The sequence below is a fragment of the Mangrovimonas futianensis genome (assembly GCF_021245805.1).
In the GTDB taxonomy this organism is placed as follows: Bacteria; Bacteroidota; Bacteroidia; order Flavobacteriales; family Flavobacteriaceae; genus Mangrovimonas; species Mangrovimonas futianensis.
Map to the genome: position 1 here is coordinate 22,306 of NZ_JAJJNF010000013.1, position 21,467 is coordinate 43,772.

Sequence of the window (21,467 nt, forward strand, 5' to 3'; positions counted from 1 at the left end):
GTTTTCTGTCTTTTTGGTAACAGAAATATTTGAACCTTTAAAAATACAATCCCCCTTCAAATTAGGGTTGAAAATTGCCTAACATTTGTTAAACAAGGCACCGGTTTCTTTATTTTTTGTAATTTCGTACTACTTATGAAACAATTATTGCATAAAACGGTATCTTTTGTAATGGCTATGGTGGTGCTATTCTCTACCATGTCATTTACTGTAAACATGCATTATTGTGGCGATAAGCTTGTTGAGACTGCTGTATTCCACAAGGCAAAAGGTTGTGGCATGGAGATGGAAAAACCAGCAAGTGATGGTTGTGCCATAAGCAAAAAAAGTTGTTGTAACGATAAACAATTGGTAGTTGATGGGCAAGACGAACTACAAACCATTGACAAAGTTTCATTTGAACAACAAGTTTTTATCACCTCATTTGTATATTCATACATCAATCTTTTTGAAGGGATAGATGAAAATGTTACGTCCTACGAAGCATACAAACCACCTCTCGTTGTCAGGCAAATCTTCAAGATTGACGAGACCTATTTAATTTGATTTTAAACTTTAGACTAGATTATCTTTTAACCGAATGGAATGGTTGTAAGGATAATTTGTTGTATCCGGTGTTGTTGTAACGCCAATGTCTAACGGTTTAACAATCAGAACACATGCTAAATAAAAGCATCAAATTTTTAATCGAGAATAAACTTGTCGCAGTCTTGCTACTCGTCCTTTTTGTAGGATGGGGAACCGTACATGCACCTTTTAATTGGGATAGAGGATTTCTTCCTAATGATCCAGTTGCGGTAGATGCTATCCCTGATATTGGTGAGAACCAACAAATTGTATTTACCAAATGGGATGGCCGCTCACCTCAAGATATTGAAGACCAAATTACGTATCCGTTAACGACATCGTTATTAGGTATTCCTGGCGTAAAAACCATTCGTAGCTCCTCCATGTTTGGGTTTTCTAGTATCTATATCATCTTTGAAGAGGATGTGGAATTTTATTGGAGTAGAAGTCGGATACTTGAAAAACTCAATTCGTTGCCAAGTGGTTTGTTGCCAGAGGACGTCAATCCCACTCTTGGTCCAGATGCAACTGGTCTCGGACAAATATTTTGGTATACCTTGGAAGGTAGGGATGAAAATGGAAATGTAACAGGTGGTTGGGACTTGCAAGAATTACGTAGCATTCAAGACTACTATGTAAAATACGCTTTATCCTCGGCAAGTGGTGTTTCAGAAGTAGCTTCCATTGGAGGATATGTGCAAGAATATCAGGTTGATGTCAATCCAGAATTGATGCGACAATATCAAATTGGTCTTGGCCAAATTGTAACGGCTGTTAAGGAAAGTAACAGAGATATTGGGGCACAGACTTTAGAAATCAACCAAGCTGAATATTTAGTGCGTGGTTTGGGTTATGTTAAATCCATATCAGATATTGAGAATGCTGTAGTGACTTCAGAGAATTACACAGCTATCAAGATTAAAGATGTCGCCAAGGTGTCTATAGGTCCTGCAGCAAGACGGGGGATTTTGGATAAGGAAGGTGCTGAGGTAGTTGGTGGTGTTATCGTAGCGCGTTATGGTGCGAACCCCATGGAAGTCATTAACAATGTAAAAGCTAAAATCAATGAGCTAAGTGCTGGCCTACCAACCAAAACATTGGCAGATGGTAGAACTTCTCAAGTTACCATTGTGCCATTTTACGATAGAACCGAACTTATTCAAGAGACATTAGGAACGCTTAATGAAGCGTTAACCTTAGAAATATTAATTACCATTTTAGTCATTATAATTATGGTATTTAATCTACGCGCATCGGTGCTCATTTCAGGGTTATTACCGGTAGCCGTTTTAATGGTTTTCATTGCTATGAAACTCTTTGGAGTCGATGCCAATATCGTAGCATTATCAGGTATAGCCATTGCTATTGGTACCATGGTGGATGTAGGTGTTATTCTTTCAGAAAATATTATACGCCATTTTGATGAAGCTGGAAAATTGGAAGCTGGAGGCTCGATGTTAGAAGTAGGGAATCCAACTTCCAAGAAGGAGCCATCTACCCTCCAACCTCTAACTTCTAGTGTACAAAGTAGCAATCAAATTGTATACAATGCGACCGCGGAAGTTTCTGGGGCTATTGTAACCGCAGTTATGACGACTATTATTAGTTTCATTCCTGTGTTTACCATGATTGGTGCAGAGGGTAAATTATTCCGTCCCTTAGCATTTACCAAGACCTTTGCTTTAACGGCTTCTATCATCGTAGCTTTATTTTTAATACCACCATTTGCCGCCTATTTATTCCGAAAAAAGAGCCTTCAAAAACAATTTAAATATGTTTTAAATGGTGTTTTAATTGCTTTAGGTGTCTTGGCTATTTTTTATGGATATTGGTTGGGATGCATTCTAATCGCATTTGGTGTTACGGCCTTTTTAAATCTTCAAAATAGGATTACAGAAAAGCAGGCAAACTTGGCCAATATTATTATTTCAGCTTCGGCAATCGTGTTCTTGTTGGCAGAGTATTGGCGACCATTGGGTGTCAATGAAAGCATCTTTTTAAATCTCATTTTTGTAGCCATTATTTGTTTTGGTTTGTTAGGGGTTTTCTCATTGTTCATTACATATTACACACGTATTTTAAGATGGTGTTTAGATAATAAATTACTGTTTCTGTCTATTCCCACGGCCATAGTCGTTGCCGGATTTTTCATTATGAAAAACACAGGAAAGGAGTTTATGCCCTCTCTAAATGAAGGTTCTTTTCTTTTAATGCCAACGTCTATGCCACATTCGGGAGTCGAAGAAAATAAACGTGTGTTGCAGCAATTGGATATGGCTGTAGCTAGTATTCCAGAAATTGAAACGGTTGTAGGTAAAGCGGGTAGAACGGAATCGGCATTGGATCCAGCTCCATTATCTATGTATGAAAATATCATTCAATATAAACCAGAATACATGTTGAATGAGAAAGGAAAACGCCAACGCTATAGAATCAATGGTGATGAGCTGTTTGAGCTGAAAGATGGTCGTTTTATTGCAAATCCAAACAATACCGATAATGTCACCCTGAGCGCAGTGGAAAGGTCTCAATTAGTAGAAGATGATGATGGCGAATTCTACCGAAACTGGCGCCCGGAAATTGAATCGCCTGATGATATATGGAATGAGATTGTAAAAGTTACTAAGTTACCAGGGGTAACCTCGGCTCCAAAACTGCAACCTATTGAAACCCGCTTGGTCATGTTGCAAACAGGGATGCGTGCTCCTATGGGAATTAAAGTAAAAGGGCAGGACTTAAAACAGATTGAAGCCTTTGGGGTGGAATTGGAAACCATTTTAAAACAAGCGGAAGGTGTGAAAGAAGAGGCAGTTTTTGCAGATAGAATTGTAGGAAAGCCTTATTTACTTATTGATATCGATAGAGAAAAGATTGCACGTTATGGCGTTAGCATAGAGGAAGTGCAAAATGTTTTAAAAGTCGCCGTTGGTGGCATGTCTTTAACTCAAACCGTTGAAGGTCGTGAGCGCTATGGCGTACGTGTGCGTTACCCGAGGGAATTGCGGGCTAATCCAACCGATTTAGAGCAAATTTATATTCCTGTTGAAAGTGGAAGTCCTGTTCCTCTGGCGGAATTGGCAACCATAAGATATGAGCAAGGACCACAGGTGATTAAAAGCGAGGACACTTTTTTGGTAGGCTATGTGTTGTTTGATAAAAAAGATGGGTTTGCCGAGGTTGATGTCGTTGAGAATGCTCAAGTTTTGATTCAAAGTAAAATAGATTCCGGTGACCTCATTGTTCCAAAAGGTATCAATTACCAATTTACCGGAAGCTATGAAAATCAATTGCGAGCAGAAAAGACCTTGTCTGTTGTTGTTCCCTTGGCATTGGTGATAATCTTTTTAATCCTGTATTTCCAATTCCGTTCTGTTGCAACTTCATTAATGGTATTTACGGGTATTGCCGTAGCATTTGCAGGTGGATTTTTAATGATTTGGCTATATGGACAGTCGTGGTTTTTGAACTTTAGTTTTTTTGGAGAAAATCTTAGAGACTTGTTCCAAATGCACCCTATTAATTTAAGTGTGGCTGTTTGGGTTGGATTTATTGCCCTTTTTGGAATTGCAACCGATGATGGCGTTGTGATGGCCACCTACTTGACGCAGACCTTTCAAAGAAATACACCAAAAAGTAAAAAAGGAATAAGAGCTTCAGTAGTTGAAGCGGGTGAGAAACGTATTCGTCCGTGTTTAATGACTACAGCTACAACACTTTTAGCCTTATTACCAGTTTTGACCTCTACAGGTCGTGGGAGTGATATTATGATTCCCATGGCCATACCAAGTTTTGGAGGTATGCTTATCGCTTTAATTACCTTGTTTGTTGTTCCTGTTCTGTACAGTTGGAAAGCAGAGTTGAAAGTGAAAAACGAAAAACTAGAAGTGAAAAATTAGAGGCTCGAAGTTAGATATTTGATGCTGGAGACCGGAAGCTAGAAGTTAGAAGTTAGAAGTTAGAATTGAGTTGAAAAATAAAGAATTATGATAAAGTCATATAAGGATTTAAAGGTTCATGAGGAAGCGTTTGCTTTGGCGATGGCTATTTTTTGGCGAACTAGAAAGTTCCCAAAAGAGGAAGTCTATTCCTTGACTTCGCAGATTGTGCGTTCGTCTAGGTCAGTCTCAGCAAATATTTCTGAAGGTTGGGCTAAAAGACAATTTGATGCCGTTTTTAAACAGCAAATCATTATTGCATTGGGTTCAAATTCTGAAACACAGGATTGGTTGGATTATGCTTTGGCTTGCGACTATATTTCTAAAGATGAACATTCTGATTTCTCTGAAAAGAATGATAAAATCGGAAAAATGTTAACCAAGCTACATCAAAATTGGGAAAGCTATGAAAAATAACAAAATCCGTATAGAGTTTCCACCGTCCAACCTCCAGTTTCGAGCTTCCAGCTTCCAACGTATCATTATGTTGTTAGTCGGTTTATCGATTAGTTCAGGATATTCTCAAAACTTAGAAGAATACTTAAATAGAGCGTTAGAGAACAATCCAGAAATTGCAAAGTTTGAATTGCAATATCAGATTGCTTCCGAAAAGGTGAACGAAGTAAATGTAGTTCCAAATACCGAGTTTGGTGTGGGGTACTTTGTAAGCGAACCAGAAACCCGTACGGGAGCCCAACGTTTTAAGGTGTCGGCCAAACAAATGTTGCCATGGTTTGGAACCATTACTTCTCGAGAAACCTATATGAATTCATTGGCAGATGCTAAGTATGAAGATGTGGTCATTGCCAAACGCCAATTAATGGTTTCAGTAGCTCAATCTTATTTCAGGTTATATGCCAATAAGGCGAAACAAAGCATACTATTGAAAAACATTGACCTTTTGGAAACTTATGAAACCATGGCCTTAACATTCGTTGAGGTTGGCAAAGCTTCGGCGGTTGATGTTTTGAAGCTTCAAATGCGTAAAAACGATATGCAACAATTAATAGAAGTGCTTCAGCAGCAATATGTATCTGAGCAAACCACTTTTAATAAACTTCTTAATAAGGATAAAGATGAAGAAATAAATGTGGTATCAGAACTTTTTATTCCTTCGGAAGAGGTAGATGTCAATACGGAAGATTTAAAGGTACACCCAGAGCTGATAAAGTACGATAAGTTGTTCCAGTCTGTGGAACAGTCCGAGTTGCTCAATCAAAAAGAGAGCAGTCCTATGATTGGTTTTGGCTTGGATTACATCAATGTTGAAAAACGTCCAGATATGACCTTCTCTGATAATGGGAAGGATATTGTTATGCCTATGGTATCCCTTTCGATACCCATATTTAATAATAGATACAAATCGGTTTCCAAACAAAATGAATTTCAGCAACAACAAATAAATTATCAAAAGCAAGAGCGTCTAAATGTATTGGAAACGCGTTTGGATCAAGCCATAAATGAACGTCATGCTGCAAGAATAAGCTTTGATACCCAATCCAAAAACTTAAAACAGGCCAATAATGCCGAAGACATTTTGATAAAGAACTATGAAACCGGAACGATTGATTTTAATGATCTTTTGGATATCCAAGAACTGCAATTCAAGTTTGAGGTGAATCAAATTGAGGCTGTAAAAGCCTATTATGTGCAGAGTACCATCATAAATTATTTAACAAACCGCCATGAATAAATCTATTTTCACATACCTATTTCTGTTGATTGCATTATTCATTATTTCTTGCAGAGGAAATAAGGAAGATTCAAAAGGAGTTGAGGTAAGGTATTCGGGAGCCTTGAAGACTATAATGTCTGGTGATATTCAATCTGTCATGGGATTGGATAGTCTTTCAAAACTAGATAACCTTTATGCTCTTGGTGCTGCTGAAAACTTAAAAGGTGAAATACAAATATTCATTGGGCAACCAAGCAATAGTTCTGTGAAGAATGGAAGCATAGTTATTTCAGATTCTTTTGACCAAGGAGCCTCATTGTTGGTTTATGCCAGTGTAAAGGAATGGGAAGAACATAGGATAGATGGGAATTTAAATAAAAAAGAATTAGAAGCTCTTATATATGAATTGGCAAAGGAACAAGCTATAAATGTTGAAAAGCCATTTCCGTTCCTGTTGGAAGGCGCCATAGGTTCATTGGATTGGCACGTCATAGATTGGGAGGATGGAGATAATGTTCATAGCCATGAGAAGCACAAGAATTCTGGTTTAAATGGAACGCTTCAAAACGAAGAGGTTCAAATAGTAGGATTTTATTCAACGAAGCATAAGACCATCTTTACGCATCATACTACAAATATGCATATGCATTTCAAAACGGATGATAATAAGTTGGCTGGTCATATTGATGACTTAAATACAAGCAGTTCAATAACCTTGAAATTACCAAAACAATGACACATACATTATATATCAAAAATATGGTTTGTAATCGTTGTAAAATGGCGATACTCAAATTGTTGAATGAGGAGGGTTTTGAAGTGGAATCCATTCAACTTGGAAAAATATCTGTAAAGGAAGATTCAAAGAATGATTATTTAAAACTTGAAAAACATCTTAATGATTTAGGTTTTGAATTGATTAAAGATCCTTTGAAAGCATTGATTGAGAAAATTAAAGTTACTCTTATTCAATATATTGAAATGAATGATACCGGTGTTATTCTAGCTAATCTTGAAAATGAAATTGGCAAGAGTTATTCCATATTGAGTAAAGCTTTTAGTAAATCAGAAGGCATAACACTCGAAAAGTATTTTATCAACTTGAAAATTGAAAAAGTAAAGGAATTAATCCAGCTTCAGGAGCTTAACTTTTCAGAAATAGCTTATAGCCTCAACTATAAAAACAGTAGCCATTTGGCAAAACAGTTTAAACAAGTAACTGGAATGTCTATGACGGAATACAAGACTTTGCAAAAGTGGAACAGAAAACCTTTGGACACAATTGTATAAATATGAACCAATATTGGAAAAACAAAGCTTGGGCATGAAAGGTACTTTTGTTGGTGAACTTTAAATTATGGAAAAAATGAAACATACTTATCAAATACAAGGAATGACCTGTCAAGGTTGCATGCGAGCGGTACAAGCGGCACTGTCCGATGTCCCTGGTGTATCAAATGTTGATATAGATTTTGAAGCTTCCACAGCGGTTATCGAAATGAAAGAGCATGTTCCAATAGCTACTTTTGAAAAGGCATTACAAGATAAAAAAGCAAAATATCACATACACCCTTACAAAGATTATAAAACTGTTACTCGTACCTTTCCTATAAATGGTATGACATGTAACGGCTGTAAATCTCATGTAGAAGAGGTATTATCAAAAGTAGATGGAGTTACTGATGTTTCGGTTGATTTGGAAAATGCTGAAGCTACCATAAATATGACATCAGATTTACCAATTGAACAATTTCAAAATGCTTTAGAAAAGGACGGTGGTAGATATAGTATCTATAAGGCTGGTCAAAGACCAGAAGCTATTCAAGAGGAAAAGCAAAAACAGAAGGATAAAGGCACCGGCACATTTTATTGTCCCATGCATTGTGAGGGTGACAAAACTTACGACAAACCTGGCGATTGTCCTGTTTGTGGGATGGATTTGGTAGAAGAGCAGCGTTTTTCAAATACAGAATCAGAACAATGGACCTGCCCCATGCATCCAGAAATTGTCAAAGATGAAGCAGGTTCATGTCCCATTTGCGGAATGGATTTGGTACCTAAAAAACCTGACCTGTCTGCTGAAGAGAAAAATTATAAAAAGCTATTAAGAAAATTCTGGATTGCTGTAGCCTTTACGTTGCCAGTATTCTTGATTGCCATGAGCGAAATGCTTAACAACAATCCATTGTATGACATTTTAGAGCAGAAGTATTGGAATTGGATACAGTTAGGACTTTCAATTCCAGTGGTTTTTTACGCCACATGGATGTTCTTTGAGCGCGCTTATCGCAGTATCAAAACTTGGAATTTAAACATGTTTACACTCATAGGGATTGGTGCAGGTGTTGCTTGGATCTTTAGTGTATTTGGTTTGTTATTCCCCGATTTTTTTCCAGCTCAGTTCAAAACTGAAACGGGGACGGTTCATGTATATTTTGAGGCAGCTACTGTTATTCTAACCTTGGTACTCTTAGGACAGGTTTTGGAAGCAAGAGCGCACAGTAAGACTAACGCAGCGGTGAAGGAATTGCTTAAGTTGGCCCCGAATAAAGCCATTAAAGTAGTAGATGGAGATGAGGTTGAGGTGTCAATAGATGCTATCGAAGTTGGCGATGTTTTGAAAGTTAAACCAGGAGATAAGATTCCTGTTGACGGTGTCATTACCGAGGGTGACAGTAGTATAGACGAATCCATGATCACAGGGGAACCAATCCCAGTCAATAAAGCGGAAGGAGATCATGTAAGTAGTGGAACCATAAACGGTAATCAAATGTTTTTGATGAAGGCCGAAAAAATAGGTAGTGATACACTATTGTCCCAAATTATCAAAATGGTAAATGATGCCAGTAGAAGTAGAGCGCCTATTCAAAAGTTGGCCGATAGAGTATCAGCTTATTTTGTTCCTGTTGTTGTGTTGATTTCTGTAATTGCGTTCATTGTATGGGCCATTTTTGGTCCAGATCCCGCTTATGTGTTTGCATTGGTAAATGCTATTGCCGTTTTGATTATAGCTTGTCCGTGTGCTCTTGGGTTAGCCACTCCTATGTCTGTGATGGTTGGCGTTGGTAAAGGAGCTCAACATGGTGTTTTGATCAAAAATGCTGAGGCACTTGAAAAAATGAATCAGGTTACTACCCTCATAATTGATAAAACTGGAACCATTACTGAAGGAAAACCTACTGTGGAAAAGGTAGGGGCCTTTAAGGATGGTTTTGACGACAAACAAGTTCTTGATTACATCGTCTCAATTAACAGCCATAGTGAACATCCTCTAGCAGATGCAACTGTAAAGTATGGCAAGTCAAACGGCGCCGATATTCTAAAGGCAATTAATTTTAGTGCTTTGACTGGTAAAGGTGTTAAAGCTGACATTCAAAATTCAAAGGTAGCTTTAGGAAACCCGAAAATGATGGATGAAGCTCAGGCAAAAATAACTTCAGAAATGGAAGAGGTGGTTAAAAGCTACCAACAAAAAGGTAAGACAGTATCTTATTTAGCGGTTGATGGATCTGTTGTTGGCTATGTGGTTATAGGGGATCAAATAAAAGAGACTAGTAGTAAAGCTATAAAAGAACTTCAGGATTCTGGTGTTGATGTAGTCATGCTTACCGGGGATAACAAGGAAACGGCTCAAGCCGTGGCATCCGAATTGCAACTGGCTAGTTTTAAGGCTGGGATGCTTCCTGAAGATAAGCTTAAAGAAGTGGAAAGATTGCAAAAAGAAGGGAAAGTAGTGGCTATGGCGGGAGACGGAATCAATGATGCCCCTGCATTGGCTAAAAGCGATGTGGGTATCGCCATGGGAACAGGAACTGATGTAGCTATAGAAAGCGCCATGATTACTCTCGTAAAGGGAGATTTGCATGGAATTGTTAAGGCGAGACATTTAAGTGAATCCGTGATGAGTAATATTAAACAAAACTTGTTTTTTGCTTTGATCTATAATACGGTTGGGGTTCCGGTGGCAGCAGGTATCTTGTTTCCGTTTTTCGGAATATTATTATCACCTATGATAGCAGCCTTAGCTATGAGCTTTAGTTCCGTTTCGGTAATTGCTAACGCGTTACGATTGAGAAATGTGAAGATTTGAAGATGGGTAGATGTGCGGATGTACAGATCGGTAGATGAGTAGATATGAAGATGGGAGTATGTTAGATTAAGATTATTATGGTAGATATGATGAAAAAAAAATGAATTGTTAGAGGTTACGTTTCAATTGGCATTGGAAGTAGTTGCTTATTCTGAGTGTTTGGAGGAGCATAAAAAATATGTCATTGCTCGTCAAATATTACGTTCAGGTACTTCGATTGGTGCGAATGCAAGAGAAGCACAAGGTGCTGAAAGTAAAGCAGATTTCATTCATAAACTAAAAATAGCTTACAAGGAAGCTGAAGAGTTGACCTATTGGTTGGATCTAAGTACGTATTCCAAAAACTATCCAGACCCTACCAAGCCATTAATAGATTTATTAGAATCCAGTAAAAAATTATTAGGTAGAATTATTTCAACATCAAAATCAAGAACATGAAAAGAATATTATATATAAAGTTGATTCTTGTACTCATTTTGGGTATTGTGATTGGTGTGGTGGTTACAAGATTGTTTTCTAATCAACAAATATATTCATCCACTCATTCGCACATCGAAACATCCTCGCATCAAAATCAAATGTGGACCTGCTCCATGCACCCTCAAATTATGCAGCCGGAACCCGGTGATTGCCCCATATGTGGTATGGATTTAATTCCTGCAGAAGCCGGAGCTGATGGATTAACAGCCGACCAATTTAGGTTAACACCTAATGCCATGGCGCTAGCCGACATTCAGACAAGTGTTGTGGGGGTAGGTAAGGAAAATCATTCCTCTAAATTGTCTGGTAAAATTGTAGAAAATGAAGAAGCTAATAAGGTGCAAGCCAGTTATTTTTCTGGGCGCATAGAACAATTATATGTGAGTTTTACTGGTGAAAAGGTCAATAAGGGGCAGATTCTTGCTACCATTTATTCACCAGAACTATATGCAGCACAACAGGAATTAATCACAGCACTATCTCTAAAGGAATCCCAGCCAGAATTATATAAAGCAGTTCGTAATAAATTAAAATTATGGAAGCTTTCTGAAAGTCAAATCAATCAAATAGAGGAAACAGGGAAGGTCAAAGAAAATTTTCCGGTATATGCTAATGTTTCAGGGACCGTTACCGATAAATTGGTGGAAGCAGGAGATTATGTAAAGCAAGGACAGGCTTTATTGAAAATTGCCAATCTGAATTCTGTTTGGGCTCATTTTGATGTGTATGAAAACCAAATAGAGCAATTTAAAGAAGGTCAAGAGGTGAAGGTTGCAACAAATGCCTATCCTAATAAAGAGTTCAAGGGAACAGTAGATTTTATTGACCCCATTTTAAACACAAAAACACGTACGGTTACTTTAAGGGTCGTTTTAAATAACAAAGATTCGGTTTTTAAACCTGGTATGTTTGTGTCAGCAGAAGTTGAAGGTGTCAATAATAATTCAAATGAAGTTTTAACGGTTCCGTCATCAGCTATTCTTTGGACGGGGGAGCGCTCAGTGGTTTACTTGAAAACCAATTCCGATGAACCTGTTTTTGAAATGCGGGAAGTAACTCTTGGTAATAAACAGGGAGATAGTTATGAGATATTGAATGGTCTTTCTGGGGGAGATGAAATTGTAACAAACGGAACCTTTACAGTGGATGCTGCGGCACAATTGCAAGGGAAGAAATCAATGATGAATGGTAATCGATCACAATTAGGATTTGAAGTGCCTGAGACCTTTAAAAATGAATTGCAACAAGTTTATGAAGCTTATATAGAATTAAAGGATGCTTTGGTTCAAACAGATTTAAACTTGGCCAAATCCAGTGCATCTCAACTTGAGGAGAAAATCCAGGCTGTTGATATGGAATTGTTAACCAATGATAAGGCTCATCTTGAGTGGATGGAGATTTTAAAAGCCTTGAAATCAAGTACCCAGACGATTAAACAAACAAATCAAATAGATGAAGTGCGAATGGGGTTTAAAACTTTGTCTGAAAACCTCATTAAAGCGATCCAAACCTTTGGAATTGGAGAAACTACCTATAAGCAATACTGTCCCATGGCAGATAGCGATAAAGGGGCCTACTGGTTGAGTAAGGAAAAAGAAATATTGAATCCATATTTTGGTGATAAAATGCTAAAATGTGGTGAAGTAAAAGAAACAATCTATAACAAATAAATTTTAAACATGAAGCGAGTAATTTTAAGTATGGCAGTTGTTGCTGCCATGATTTCAACAAGTTGTAAGAATGAAACGAAACAAGCCGAGGATGTGGCCGATACCACTACTGTTGCAAGCGAAGAAATTGCAATGACCGATGCTACTTTTGGAGTAAGAGGGAATTGTGGTATGTGTAAAAGTACCATTGAAACAGCAGCAAATGGTGTAGAAGGTGTTGCCAGTGCCAATTGGGATGTTGATAAGAAAAAGATCGATGTCACCTTTGATGAATCTAAAACAGATTTGATGGCGATCCATCAGGCCATCGCTGCCTCTGGATACGATACTGAAAAAGTGGCGGGCAATTTAGAAGCTTATGAGAAATTACCAGGATGTTGTCATTACGATCATGAGATGGCTATGAATCAAACAGGTGAGGTTAAAGCGGAAGATCATTCTGGTCATGACCACTAATTAATCAGGTTACAGATAAAAAAAAAATCGTCTTTTTGGGACGATTTTTTTTTCCATCAATCGCCGATTGGTAATTTGCAGATGAAATCTACTATCTTATGCCATAATTACTAAAACGCCTTCCCTTTGGCATTTTTACAATGAACATTAAATGGATAGACTAAATGATATAGTTTCTGAATTTGCCTCACTGGCTTGGGGACTGCCCTTGCTTGTATTGTTAATAGGAGGAGGATTGTATTTGTTGATTCGATCAAGATTGCTTCCATTTATATATTTTGGACATGCCATCAACGTTTTAAGAGGCAAGTATGATGACCCAAATGATCCCGGGGAAATTAGTCACTTTCAAGCCTTAAGTACGGCCTTGTCTTCTACCATTGGAATGGGAAATATTGCGGGAGTAGCTGTAGCGATTTCAATTGGTGGTCCTGGGGCTGTGTTTTGGATGTGGGTAAGTGCCTTTATAGGAATGGCGACCAAATTTTTCACATCCACTTTGGCTGTCATGTATCGGGGTAAGGATTCTAATGGTGAGCTACAAGGTGGTCCTATGTATGTCATTATGGAAGGCCTTGGTAAACGATGGAAATTTTTAGCGGTACTTTTCAGCTTTTGTGGGATGGTTGGAGCACTACCCGTTTTTAATGCGAATCAATTGACTCAAGCCATTGGGGATATTCTCTTAGTTCCGAATGGGATTAGCGTAAATGACACGACTAATTTGATGATAGGGGGTGTTTTGGTAGTACTGACGGCTATGGTTATTTTGGGCGGACTGAAACGCATTGGAAAAATTGCATCCAGAATGGTCCCAAGTATGGTTTTACTGTATTTTATTTTGGTGCTCATTATCTTGTTTGTGAACGCTTCCGAAGTTCCAAAATATCTCAAAATGATTTTTACAGATGCCTTTTCAGCCAAAAACTATTTGGGCGATGAGTTTTTAGGTGGAATGGTAGGAGGCCTTATCTTATTAGGAATAAGAAGAGGCGCTTTTTCAAATGAGGCGGGTATTGGTACGGCACCTATGGCTCATGGAGCTGCGAAAACCAAAGAGCCCGTTAGGGAAGGATTGGTAGCCATGTTAGGTCCTTTTATTGATACGATTGTTGTTTGTACCTTGACAGCATTGTCTATCTTGGTGACAGGTGTTTGGCAAACCTCCAATGATAATGGGGTTAGTTTAACGGCCTCTGCTTTTGAGAAGGCCATACCTATTTATGGAAGTTACCTGCTATTGCTTTGTGTGGCGGTATTTAGTTTGTCTTCCCTGTTTTCATTTTCTTATTACGGTTCAAAATGTTTGTCTTTTTTATTCGGAGCGCATAACAAGAAATACTACAACTATATTTATGTGGTAAGCATTTTACTGGGTGCCGCAACACCACTAAGCATGATGATTAATTTGGTGGACGGCGCGTTTGCCCTCATGGCTATTCCAACGATGATCTCCACACTGATATTGGCACCCAAGGTACTTCAAGAATTTAAAGCGTATGTAGAAAGAATTAATCTTACTTCTCGAAGGAATTCTTGAATTGTTGAGGTGTCATTAGTTCGAGCTTTTTAAACTGTCGGTTAAAATAACTGGTATTGTTGAATCCAGATTTAAAAGCGATTTCAGAAATACGTAAATCAGCAGATTCTTTTATAAGTTTTTTGGAAAACTTGATTTTTTCAGAATTGATATAATCTATAGGAGAAATTCCCAAAGTGTTTTTAAACTTTTTATGGAAATGGGAAGTGCTCATACAAGCCTTTTCAGCAAGAAGATCTACGGTTATATCCTTGTTGGTTAAATTTTTCTTGATGTATTTGATAACCATTCCAATGCGGGTGTCATTAAATATACCTTCTGTATCATTTAATAGGAAAGCTTTCGCTTTTGTTTGAAGCAACCTAACAATCAGTTCTTGAATCATTAAGTCTAATAGGACGTCTTTCGATTTGTTACTATTGGTGAATGTAAGAACCAGTCTTTCTATTAAATGGTTGACATCTATATTATTTATAAGGTGGGAGGCATTATTATCCAGTTTCCATTGGTTGTTCTCTTCTTCAATAGAAACATGGTTATTGAACTTTTCAACCACTTCTTCAATTTTATCAGTGTCAATTCCCAAAGCCAAACACTGGGTAGGATCATCTGCTTTTGCCAAAGGGAAATCAATAACCATTTCCTTATTAGTTGGCATCACCACAGATTCACCGGGGAAAAAATCAAAGGAAGGCAAGCCGTCAATGTGCATCACTTTTTTACCCGTTAGCATGCTGGCAATGATAGGAAAATCAAATTTTAAAGACACTTTTTCAGCGTAGGCATGAGTTTCATAAATGTTTAACTCGGCATAGTTTGAATTATAGGTCGTTCTGTTTTCAACCAAAGTGGTGATTTTTCGATGCGTATTATGGTGCTTTAAAAGTTGATTCATGTCCAATGATACAAAATTCTAATGTTGGAATTGGGAGATAATAGAATTGTACAACAATATAATAAATATGTTCAATTTTTTTAGAATAAGACAAAATAACTTTATAAAAATGATAAAAGAGTTAAAATTTACTAGGTGAAATTGTTAAAAATGTAAAACATTAACCTTTTTATTCGTTTATTATAATTATTTAATCACACACTAATTTAATAATAATGAGTTATTCAAAACCAAAATTCAAACAAGCTTATGGCAACTTCATCAATGGGAAATTTGTAGACCCAGTGGGTGGAGATTATTTTGAAAATCGATCGCCAGTTGATGGAACATTAATAGCGAAGTATCCCAGATCGCAAAAGGAAGATATTGATTTAGCTTTAGACGCTGCCAATGCGGCTAAGGAAAGCTGGGGCAATACTTCTGCAACAGAAAGAGCTACTCTTCTAAATAAAGTGGCAGATATTATTGAAGCTAATTTAGAGGAGTTTGCTCTTGTTGAAACTTGTGATAACGGGAAGCCTATCAGAGAGACTTTAAATGCTGATGTTCCTTTATCTGTGGATCATTGGCGTTATTTTGCGGCGTGTATTAGAGCAGAGGAGGGAACAGCAACCGAATTGGATTCCAATACCCTTTCCATGAACATCAAAGAACCCCTTGGCGTTGTTGGACAAATCATTCCGTGGAATTTTCCGTTATTGATGTTATCATGGAAATTACCACCAGCACTGGCAACAGGTAATTGCGTGGTTCTTAAACCTGCGGAACAAACCCCTTCATCAGCAACCTTGCTTATGGAAAAAATAGCCGATGTTTTTCCTCCAGGGGTTATAAATGTGGTACACGGATTTGGTCCGGAAGCTGGAAAACCATTGGCTTCAAGTTCAAGAGTGGACAAGGTGGCCTTTACAGGTGAAACTACAACAGGACAATTGATCATGCAGTACGCTTCAAAGAATCTAAATCCTGTAACAATGGAGTTAGGTGGTAAGTCACCAAACATATTCTTTAATAGTGTCATGGATGAAGATGATGCCTTCCTGGATAAAGCCATTGAGGGTGCTGTGCTATTTGCCTTCAATCAAGGCGAGGTATGTACCTGTCCGTCCAGAATTTTGGTTCAAGAAGATATTTACAACAAATTCATGGAGCGTGTTGTTAAAAGAACCGAAGCCATTGTTCAAACCAATCCTTATGATACGTCCACAATGGTAGGGGCTCAGGCTTCAAATGATCAATTTGAAAAAATTCAGTCTTACATTAAAATAGGTAAAGACGAAGGAGCAAAAGTGTTATGTGGTGGTGAAGCAAACAAATTGGAAGGAGAATTTGCTAATGGTTATTATATCAAACCAACCATTCTTGAGGGACATAATAAGATGCGGGTTTTCCAGGAAGAGATTTTTGGGCCGGTCGTTTGTGTAACCAAGTTTAAGGATGAAGCCGAAGCTATAGAAATAGCAAATGATACATTATATGGATTGGGAGCAGGTGTCTGGACCAGAGATGCCCACCAGTTATATCAAATTCCTCGCGCCATTAAGGCAGGTCGTGTTTGGGTGAATTGTTACCATGCCTATCCAGCACACGCACCATTTGGAGGATACAAGAAATCCGGTTTCGGAAGAGAGAATCACCTAATGATGATGGATCACTATCGTCAAACCAAGAATATGCTTATCTCATATGATAAAAATAAACTTGGATTCTTTTAGGAGTTTAGTTAGTTAGTTTGAGGCTGGGTGGTTCCAGCCTTTTTTTTTAAATTTAAGTTTATGGAAAGAGTAGCAATTACAGAAAATGCCGCAAAGGTGGTTGAAGAACTTAAAGAAAAATTTGGGGAACTCATTTTTCATCAAAGTGGAGGATGTTGTGATGGGTCATCACCCATGATTTTTGAAAAGGAAGATATGTATCTGGATGAAAGTGATATTCTAATGGGTAATTTGTTGGGTGTTAATTTTTATATGAACAAAGATCAATTTGAATATTGGAAACATACCCATTTAACTGTGGATATTACAGAAGGCAGAGGCGCCAGTTTTTCGTTGGAGATTCCTATGGGAGTCAGGTTTATTATCCACTCTAGAATGTTAACTCCAGAGGAGGAAGCCTATTTTAATGCAAAAGCGGAATAATGGAGTAAAATGTCATTTTGTGATAATTTTTCAATTTGCAGCTGTAAAATATAGGTATATCCAATTATTTAAGTGAAAATATTAATGAATTGATATTTTAATGTTGCTAAATTACTATATTTATGCAAAATTAATATATATGAAGATTGACTTGTGTCCCAATTGCGGTTCAGACCATTATATAAAGAGTGGCATTGTTAACGACCGCCAACGTTATAAATGTAAATCATGCGGTTATTTCTTTACTGTTAACAAGCTTGGAAAGCGCATCGACGACTATTATGTCAATAAGGCATTGCAATTATATCTAGAAGGATTGACCTATCGTGAAATCGAACGAATTTTAGGAATTTCACATGTGAGTATCATGAATTGGGTTAAGAAGTATAATGTCAAACGCCCTTATAAGACAGATTATCACCCAACTTATAAGATTTTAAATGCAGAGGAATTGGGGAAATATTTTTCCAATTCTAATAATTTGTCGGGTGCCGGTGTCCTGGTAACCGAGCTTGGAGATAAGTTTATGTTGATTAAATGGGAACGGTTTAAAGATTAACTATACCTAATAAACATAAAAATATATTAATTTTTTGTTAACAAAAGAATTTAAAGAGATTAGCAATGCACACAAAACTAATTGTTAATTAACTAATCTTTTTAAATTTTATGAGAAAAACACTATTCATAATGGCAGGATTTCTTTTTGCGTCCTGCCATTTTTTATTTGCCCAAGGATCGCCCGATTATACTGGCGGACTTAAGGTAAAACTGGATGAAGAAGGGAAAAAATACTTCCGTATTATCTCATGGGCACAAGTTCAAGCGGCTTACAGTGATGACGTACCAGACGAATCCAGTAAGCTTAACTTTAATCTGCGACGTGCCAGGGTTTTAATGTATGCCCAAATCAATGAGAAATTTTTAATTCTAACCCATTTCGGACTTAATAGTCTAAATGCTTCAAACATGACTCCAGTGGGAACAGGTAATAATTCCCAATTGTTCTTTCATGATATTTGGGCACAATATAATATAGCTAAAAATCACACCATTGGTGGTGGTTTACACTATTTCAATGGGATTTCTAGATTGAATAATCAAAGTACTTTAAATTTTCTAACCTTGGATAATAACAGACAGTCTTGGTCTACTCTAGGGCTTTCTGATCAGTTTGCAAGACATATAGGAATCTTCGCCAAAGGTAAGTTTGGCAGATTGCAATACCGTGTAGCAGTAAATGATGCGATTACCAATTCATTAGATGTTCAGAATAGAGTAGCATATGATGGCGATGGAAATCTGGATATAGCTGAAAACACCACTTATTATGCCGGTAGAAAACTATTAGGAACTAAAGACGCTGGAAAAGCATATTCAGGCTATTTTGATTATAACTTTTTTGATCAAGAATCCAATTTTCTGCCTTTTAAAGTAGGTTCCTATGTAGGTACTAAAAAGGTATTCAATGTTGGAGCTGGTTTCTTCTTGCATCCCAATGGTGCGGTAAGAATGGAAGGAACTGAATTAGCTGGAGAGGACGTAGCCATTTTTGCAGTGGATGCATTTTATGATGCGCCGCTAGGGGAGAGTGGTAGTGCTATTACAGCCTACGCTACGTTTCAATCCAATGACTATGGTGAAAATTATTTATTCAGCGCTTATGGAACAGGATCTATGGTTTATGGCCACTTTGGTTTCCTAATTCCTGGTGATAAGACTAAAGCGAGATTTCAGCCCTATGTGTCCTATGCTTCTAATAGTTATGATGCTGTGGATGACAATCGCAATATTCTGGGAATTGGCGCTAATGCCTATTTCAGTGGACATAATTCCAAACTGACCTTGGAATATAAAAATCAAAAATTTGGAGATTCAAACGTTGGATCTGTCACATTACAAGCAATGATTTATTTATAAAATTTAAGATAATGACTGAAAAACAAAAACATGCAACTGCTTATTGGAAAGAAAACCTGAAATATCTAATCATCTTGTTGGTGATCTGGTTTTTGGTTTCCTATGGGGCAGGGATTTTATTCAAAGATGCTTTGAATGAAATTAGATTGGGTGGATTTAAACTAGGGTTTTGGTTCGCACAACAAGGGTCTATTTACGTATTTATCGTGTTGATTTTCGTTTACGTAAGACTAATGAACAAATTGGATAAAAAATATGGTTTCGACGAGTAAACCAATAAAAACATATTAAAATTATGAGTGTACAAACGTGGACTTGGATACTAGTAGGGATCACTTTCGCCCTATATTTCGGAATTGCTATTTGGGCTAGAGCTGGCTCAACCAAAGAGTTTTATGTTGCTGGAGGAGGCGTATCTCCTTTAGCCAACGGTATGGCTACGGCTGCTGATTGGATGAGTGCTGCTTCCTTTATTTCCATGGCGGGGATTATTTCCTTTGCCGGATATGACGGATCGGTATATTTGATGGGCTGGACTGGAGGCTATGTGCTCTTGGCCTTATTATTGGCGCCTTATCTCCGGAAGTTTGGAAAATTTACGGTGCCAGATTTTATTGGTGACCGTTATTACTCCAATGCGGCTAGAACGGTTGCTGTAATCTGTGCCTTAATTGTTTCATTTACCTATGTTGCCGGACAAATGCGTGGTGTGGGAATCGTATTTTCCCAATTCCTTCAAGTGGATATTAATACAGGTGTCATTATTGGAATGGCTGTAGTATTGGTTTTCGCCTTTTTGGGTGGAATGAAGGGTATCACCTATACCCAAGTAGCACAATATTGTGTTTTGATTTTTGCCTTTATGGTACCAGCTTTCTTTATCTCAATGCAAATGACTGGAAACCCGATTCCTCAGATCGGAATGGGAGGAAAACTGGAAGGTGGCGCCTATTTATTGGATAAATTGGACGCTTTACACACACAATTAGGTTTCAACGAATATACAGATGGTACTAAATCAACTTGGGATGTTTTTGCAATTACTTTAGCTCTAATGGTTGGTACGGCTGGATTACCTCACGTGATCGTGAGATTCTTTACGGTGCCTAAAGTGAAGGATGCTAGAAAATCAGCAGGTTTGGCCTTGTTGTTCATTGGTATCCTATATACCACAGCACCAGCGATTGCCGTTTTTGCTAGAACCAATCTTATTGATACGGTTAGTGAGCAAGAATATGCACAAATGCCAGAGTGGTTCAAAAATTGGGAGAATACAGGACTTATCGCTTGGAGCGATAAAAACAACGATGGAAAAATCCAATATGTGGCCGGTAGTGCCATAGATGGAAAAAAACCTTTGTTTTCTGATACCCGTGGCGAGCATGGGGAACGCATGGTAACCAATGTAAATGCCGAATCCAAAAATGAGCTTTATGTAGATAGGGATATTATGGTATTGGCAAATCCAGAAATTGCCAAGTTGCCAAACTGGGTTATTGCTTTAGTAGCAGCAGGGGGATTGGCAGCAGCTTTATCAACGGCAGCTGGACTTCTTTTAGTAATATCTACCTCCATTTCCCATGACTTGATTAAAAAGCAAATCAAACCAGATATTTCTGAAAAAGGTGAGCTTTGGGCAGCTAGAATAGCTATTTTAGTAGCCATTATAATTGCTGGATTGTTTGGTATTTATCCTCCAGGATTTGTAGCTGCGGTAGTAGCACTTGCCTTCGGATTGGCAGCGGCATCCTTTTTCCCAGCCATTATCCTCGGAATATTTGATAAGCGTATGAACAAGCAGGGAGCTGTTTCTGGTATGATCGTTGGAATTACGCTTATGTTGTTTTACATGATTCGTTACAAAACAGGTTTGATTGGGGTGATGGACCCAAGACCAGCATCTGAATGGTGGTTTGGAACTTCCCCAGAAGGTTTTGGAACAGTAGCTATGATTGTCAACGTGATTATTTCTGTGGTCGTTTCTAGAATGACGCCAGCACCTCCACATGAGGTACAAGAAATTGTTGAGCATATAAGAATACCTAGTGGAGCAGGAGAAGCCACTCATCACTAGGCTATATTTTAGGTTTATTAGTTAGCT

Annotated in this window: 18 protein-coding genes; 17 read left to right on the forward strand and 1 reads right to left on the reverse strand. The window is 37.8% G+C overall.

What is annotated here, in order from left to right; translation table 11 throughout:
* Positions 1 to 135: 135 nt before the first annotated feature.
* The 11 genes from LOK78_RS15990 to LOK78_RS16040 all read left to right on the forward strand — a co-directional run bounded on the left by LOK78_RS15990 (position 136) and on the right by LOK78_RS16040 (position 14,413).
* Positions 136 to 546, forward strand: a complete 411-nt coding sequence (locus LOK78_RS15990) for an HYC_CC_PP family protein (protein WP_232635611.1) — start codon at positions 136 to 138, stop codon at positions 544 to 546.
* Positions 547 to 659: 113 nt separating this feature from the next.
* Positions 660 to 4,463 carry an efflux RND transporter permease subunit gene (locus LOK78_RS15995; protein ID WP_232635612.1) on the forward strand — a complete coding sequence of 1,268 codons (3,804 nt, stop codon included), beginning with the start codon at positions 660 to 662 and terminating at the stop codon, positions 4,461 to 4,463.
* An 87-nt stretch (positions 4,464 to 4,550) separates the two neighbouring features.
* Positions 4,551 to 4,919, forward strand: a complete 369-nt coding sequence (locus LOK78_RS16000; RefSeq protein WP_232635613.1) for a four helix bundle protein — start codon at positions 4,551 to 4,553, stop codon at positions 4,917 to 4,919.
* A 67-nt stretch (positions 4,920 to 4,986) separates the two neighbouring features.
* The gene (locus LOK78_RS16005; RefSeq protein WP_232635628.1) at positions 4,987 to 6,195 is read left to right on the forward strand and encodes a TolC family protein; all 1,209 of its coding nucleotides are present in this window, start codon (positions 4,987 to 4,989) and stop codon (positions 6,193 to 6,195) included.
* Positions 6,188 to 6,913 carry an acetolactate decarboxylase gene (locus tag LOK78_RS16010; RefSeq protein ID WP_232635614.1) on the forward strand — a complete coding sequence of 242 codons (726 nt, stop codon included), beginning with the start codon at positions 6,188 to 6,190 and terminating at the stop codon, positions 6,911 to 6,913. The genes LOK78_RS16005 and LOK78_RS16010 overlap by 8 nt, the downstream gene beginning before the upstream one ends.
* Positions 6,914 to 6,957: 44 nt before the next feature.
* Positions 6,958 to 7,467, forward strand: a complete 510-nt coding sequence (locus tag LOK78_RS16015) for a helix-turn-helix domain-containing protein (RefSeq protein ID WP_232635615.1) — start codon at positions 6,958 to 6,960, stop codon at positions 7,465 to 7,467.
* A 76-nt stretch (positions 7,468 to 7,543) separates the two neighbouring features.
* The gene (locus LOK78_RS16020; protein ID WP_232635616.1) at positions 7,544 to 10,267 is read left to right on the forward strand and encodes a heavy metal translocating P-type ATPase; all 2,724 of its coding nucleotides are present in this window, start codon (positions 7,544 to 7,546) and stop codon (positions 10,265 to 10,267) included.
* A gap of 105 nt (positions 10,268 to 10,372) precedes the next feature.
* A complete protein-coding gene (locus tag LOK78_RS16025) occupies positions 10,373 to 10,705 on the forward strand; it encodes a four helix bundle protein (protein ID WP_232635617.1) in 333 nt (110 codons plus the stop codon).
* Entirely contained in the window at positions 10,702 to 12,417 is a 1,716-nt protein-coding gene (locus tag LOK78_RS16030; RefSeq protein ID WP_232635618.1) for an efflux RND transporter periplasmic adaptor subunit, read from the forward strand. Before LOK78_RS16025 ends, LOK78_RS16030 begins: the two co-directional genes overlap by 4 nt.
* Before the next feature lie 9 nt (positions 12,418 to 12,426).
* On the forward strand, positions 12,427 to 12,873 hold the full coding sequence (locus tag LOK78_RS16035; protein WP_166961991.1) for a heavy-metal-associated domain-containing protein: 447 nt from the start codon (positions 12,427 to 12,429) through the stop codon (positions 12,871 to 12,873).
* Positions 12,874 to 13,024: 151 nt separating this feature from the next.
* The gene (locus LOK78_RS16040) at positions 13,025 to 14,413 is read left to right on the forward strand and encodes an alanine/glycine:cation symporter family protein (protein WP_232635619.1); all 1,389 of its coding nucleotides are present in this window, start codon (positions 13,025 to 13,027) and stop codon (positions 14,411 to 14,413) included.
* On the opposite strand, the gene LOK78_RS16045 is transcribed toward LOK78_RS16040, so the two are convergent.
* A complete protein-coding gene (locus LOK78_RS16045; protein WP_166961985.1) occupies positions 14,391 to 15,308 on the reverse strand; it encodes an AraC family transcriptional regulator in 918 nt (305 codons plus the stop codon). The two genes, LOK78_RS16040 and LOK78_RS16045, sit on opposite strands and share 23 nt — an antisense overlap.
* Before the next feature lie 215 nt (positions 15,309 to 15,523).
* Here LOK78_RS16045 and LOK78_RS16050 point away from each other — a divergent pair, with 215 nt between their 5' ends.
* The 6 genes from LOK78_RS16050 (at position 15,524) to LOK78_RS16075 (ending at position 21,440) form a co-directional block, all read left to right on the forward strand.
* Positions 15,524 to 17,023 carry an aldehyde dehydrogenase family protein gene (locus LOK78_RS16050; RefSeq protein WP_232635620.1) on the forward strand — a complete coding sequence of 500 codons (1,500 nt, stop codon included), beginning with the start codon at positions 15,524 to 15,526 and terminating at the stop codon, positions 17,021 to 17,023.
* A 60-nt stretch (positions 17,024 to 17,083) separates the two neighbouring features.
* Complete coding sequence (locus tag LOK78_RS16055; protein ID WP_053970135.1) at positions 17,084 to 17,446, forward strand: DUF779 domain-containing protein; 363 nt, start codon at positions 17,084 to 17,086, stop codon at positions 17,444 to 17,446.
* A 139-nt stretch (positions 17,447 to 17,585) separates the two neighbouring features.
* Positions 17,586 to 18,005, forward strand: coding sequence for an IS1/IS1595 family N-terminal zinc-binding domain-containing protein (locus LOK78_RS16060; protein WP_053970134.1), 420 nt, complete (start codon positions 17,586 to 17,588; stop codon positions 18,003 to 18,005).
* Between the two features lie 110 nt (positions 18,006 to 18,115).
* A complete protein-coding gene (locus LOK78_RS16065; protein ID WP_232635621.1) occupies positions 18,116 to 19,366 on the forward strand; it encodes a hypothetical protein in 1,251 nt (416 codons plus the stop codon).
* An 11-nt stretch (positions 19,367 to 19,377) separates the two neighbouring features.
* Positions 19,378 to 19,638, forward strand: coding sequence for a DUF4212 domain-containing protein (locus LOK78_RS16070; protein ID WP_232635622.1), 261 nt, complete (start codon positions 19,378 to 19,380; stop codon positions 19,636 to 19,638).
* A 23-nt stretch (positions 19,639 to 19,661) separates the two neighbouring features.
* The gene (locus LOK78_RS16075) at positions 19,662 to 21,440 is read left to right on the forward strand and encodes a sodium:solute symporter family protein (RefSeq protein ID WP_166961977.1); all 1,779 of its coding nucleotides are present in this window, start codon (positions 19,662 to 19,664) and stop codon (positions 21,438 to 21,440) included.
* Positions 21,441 to 21,467: the final 27 nt, after the last annotated feature.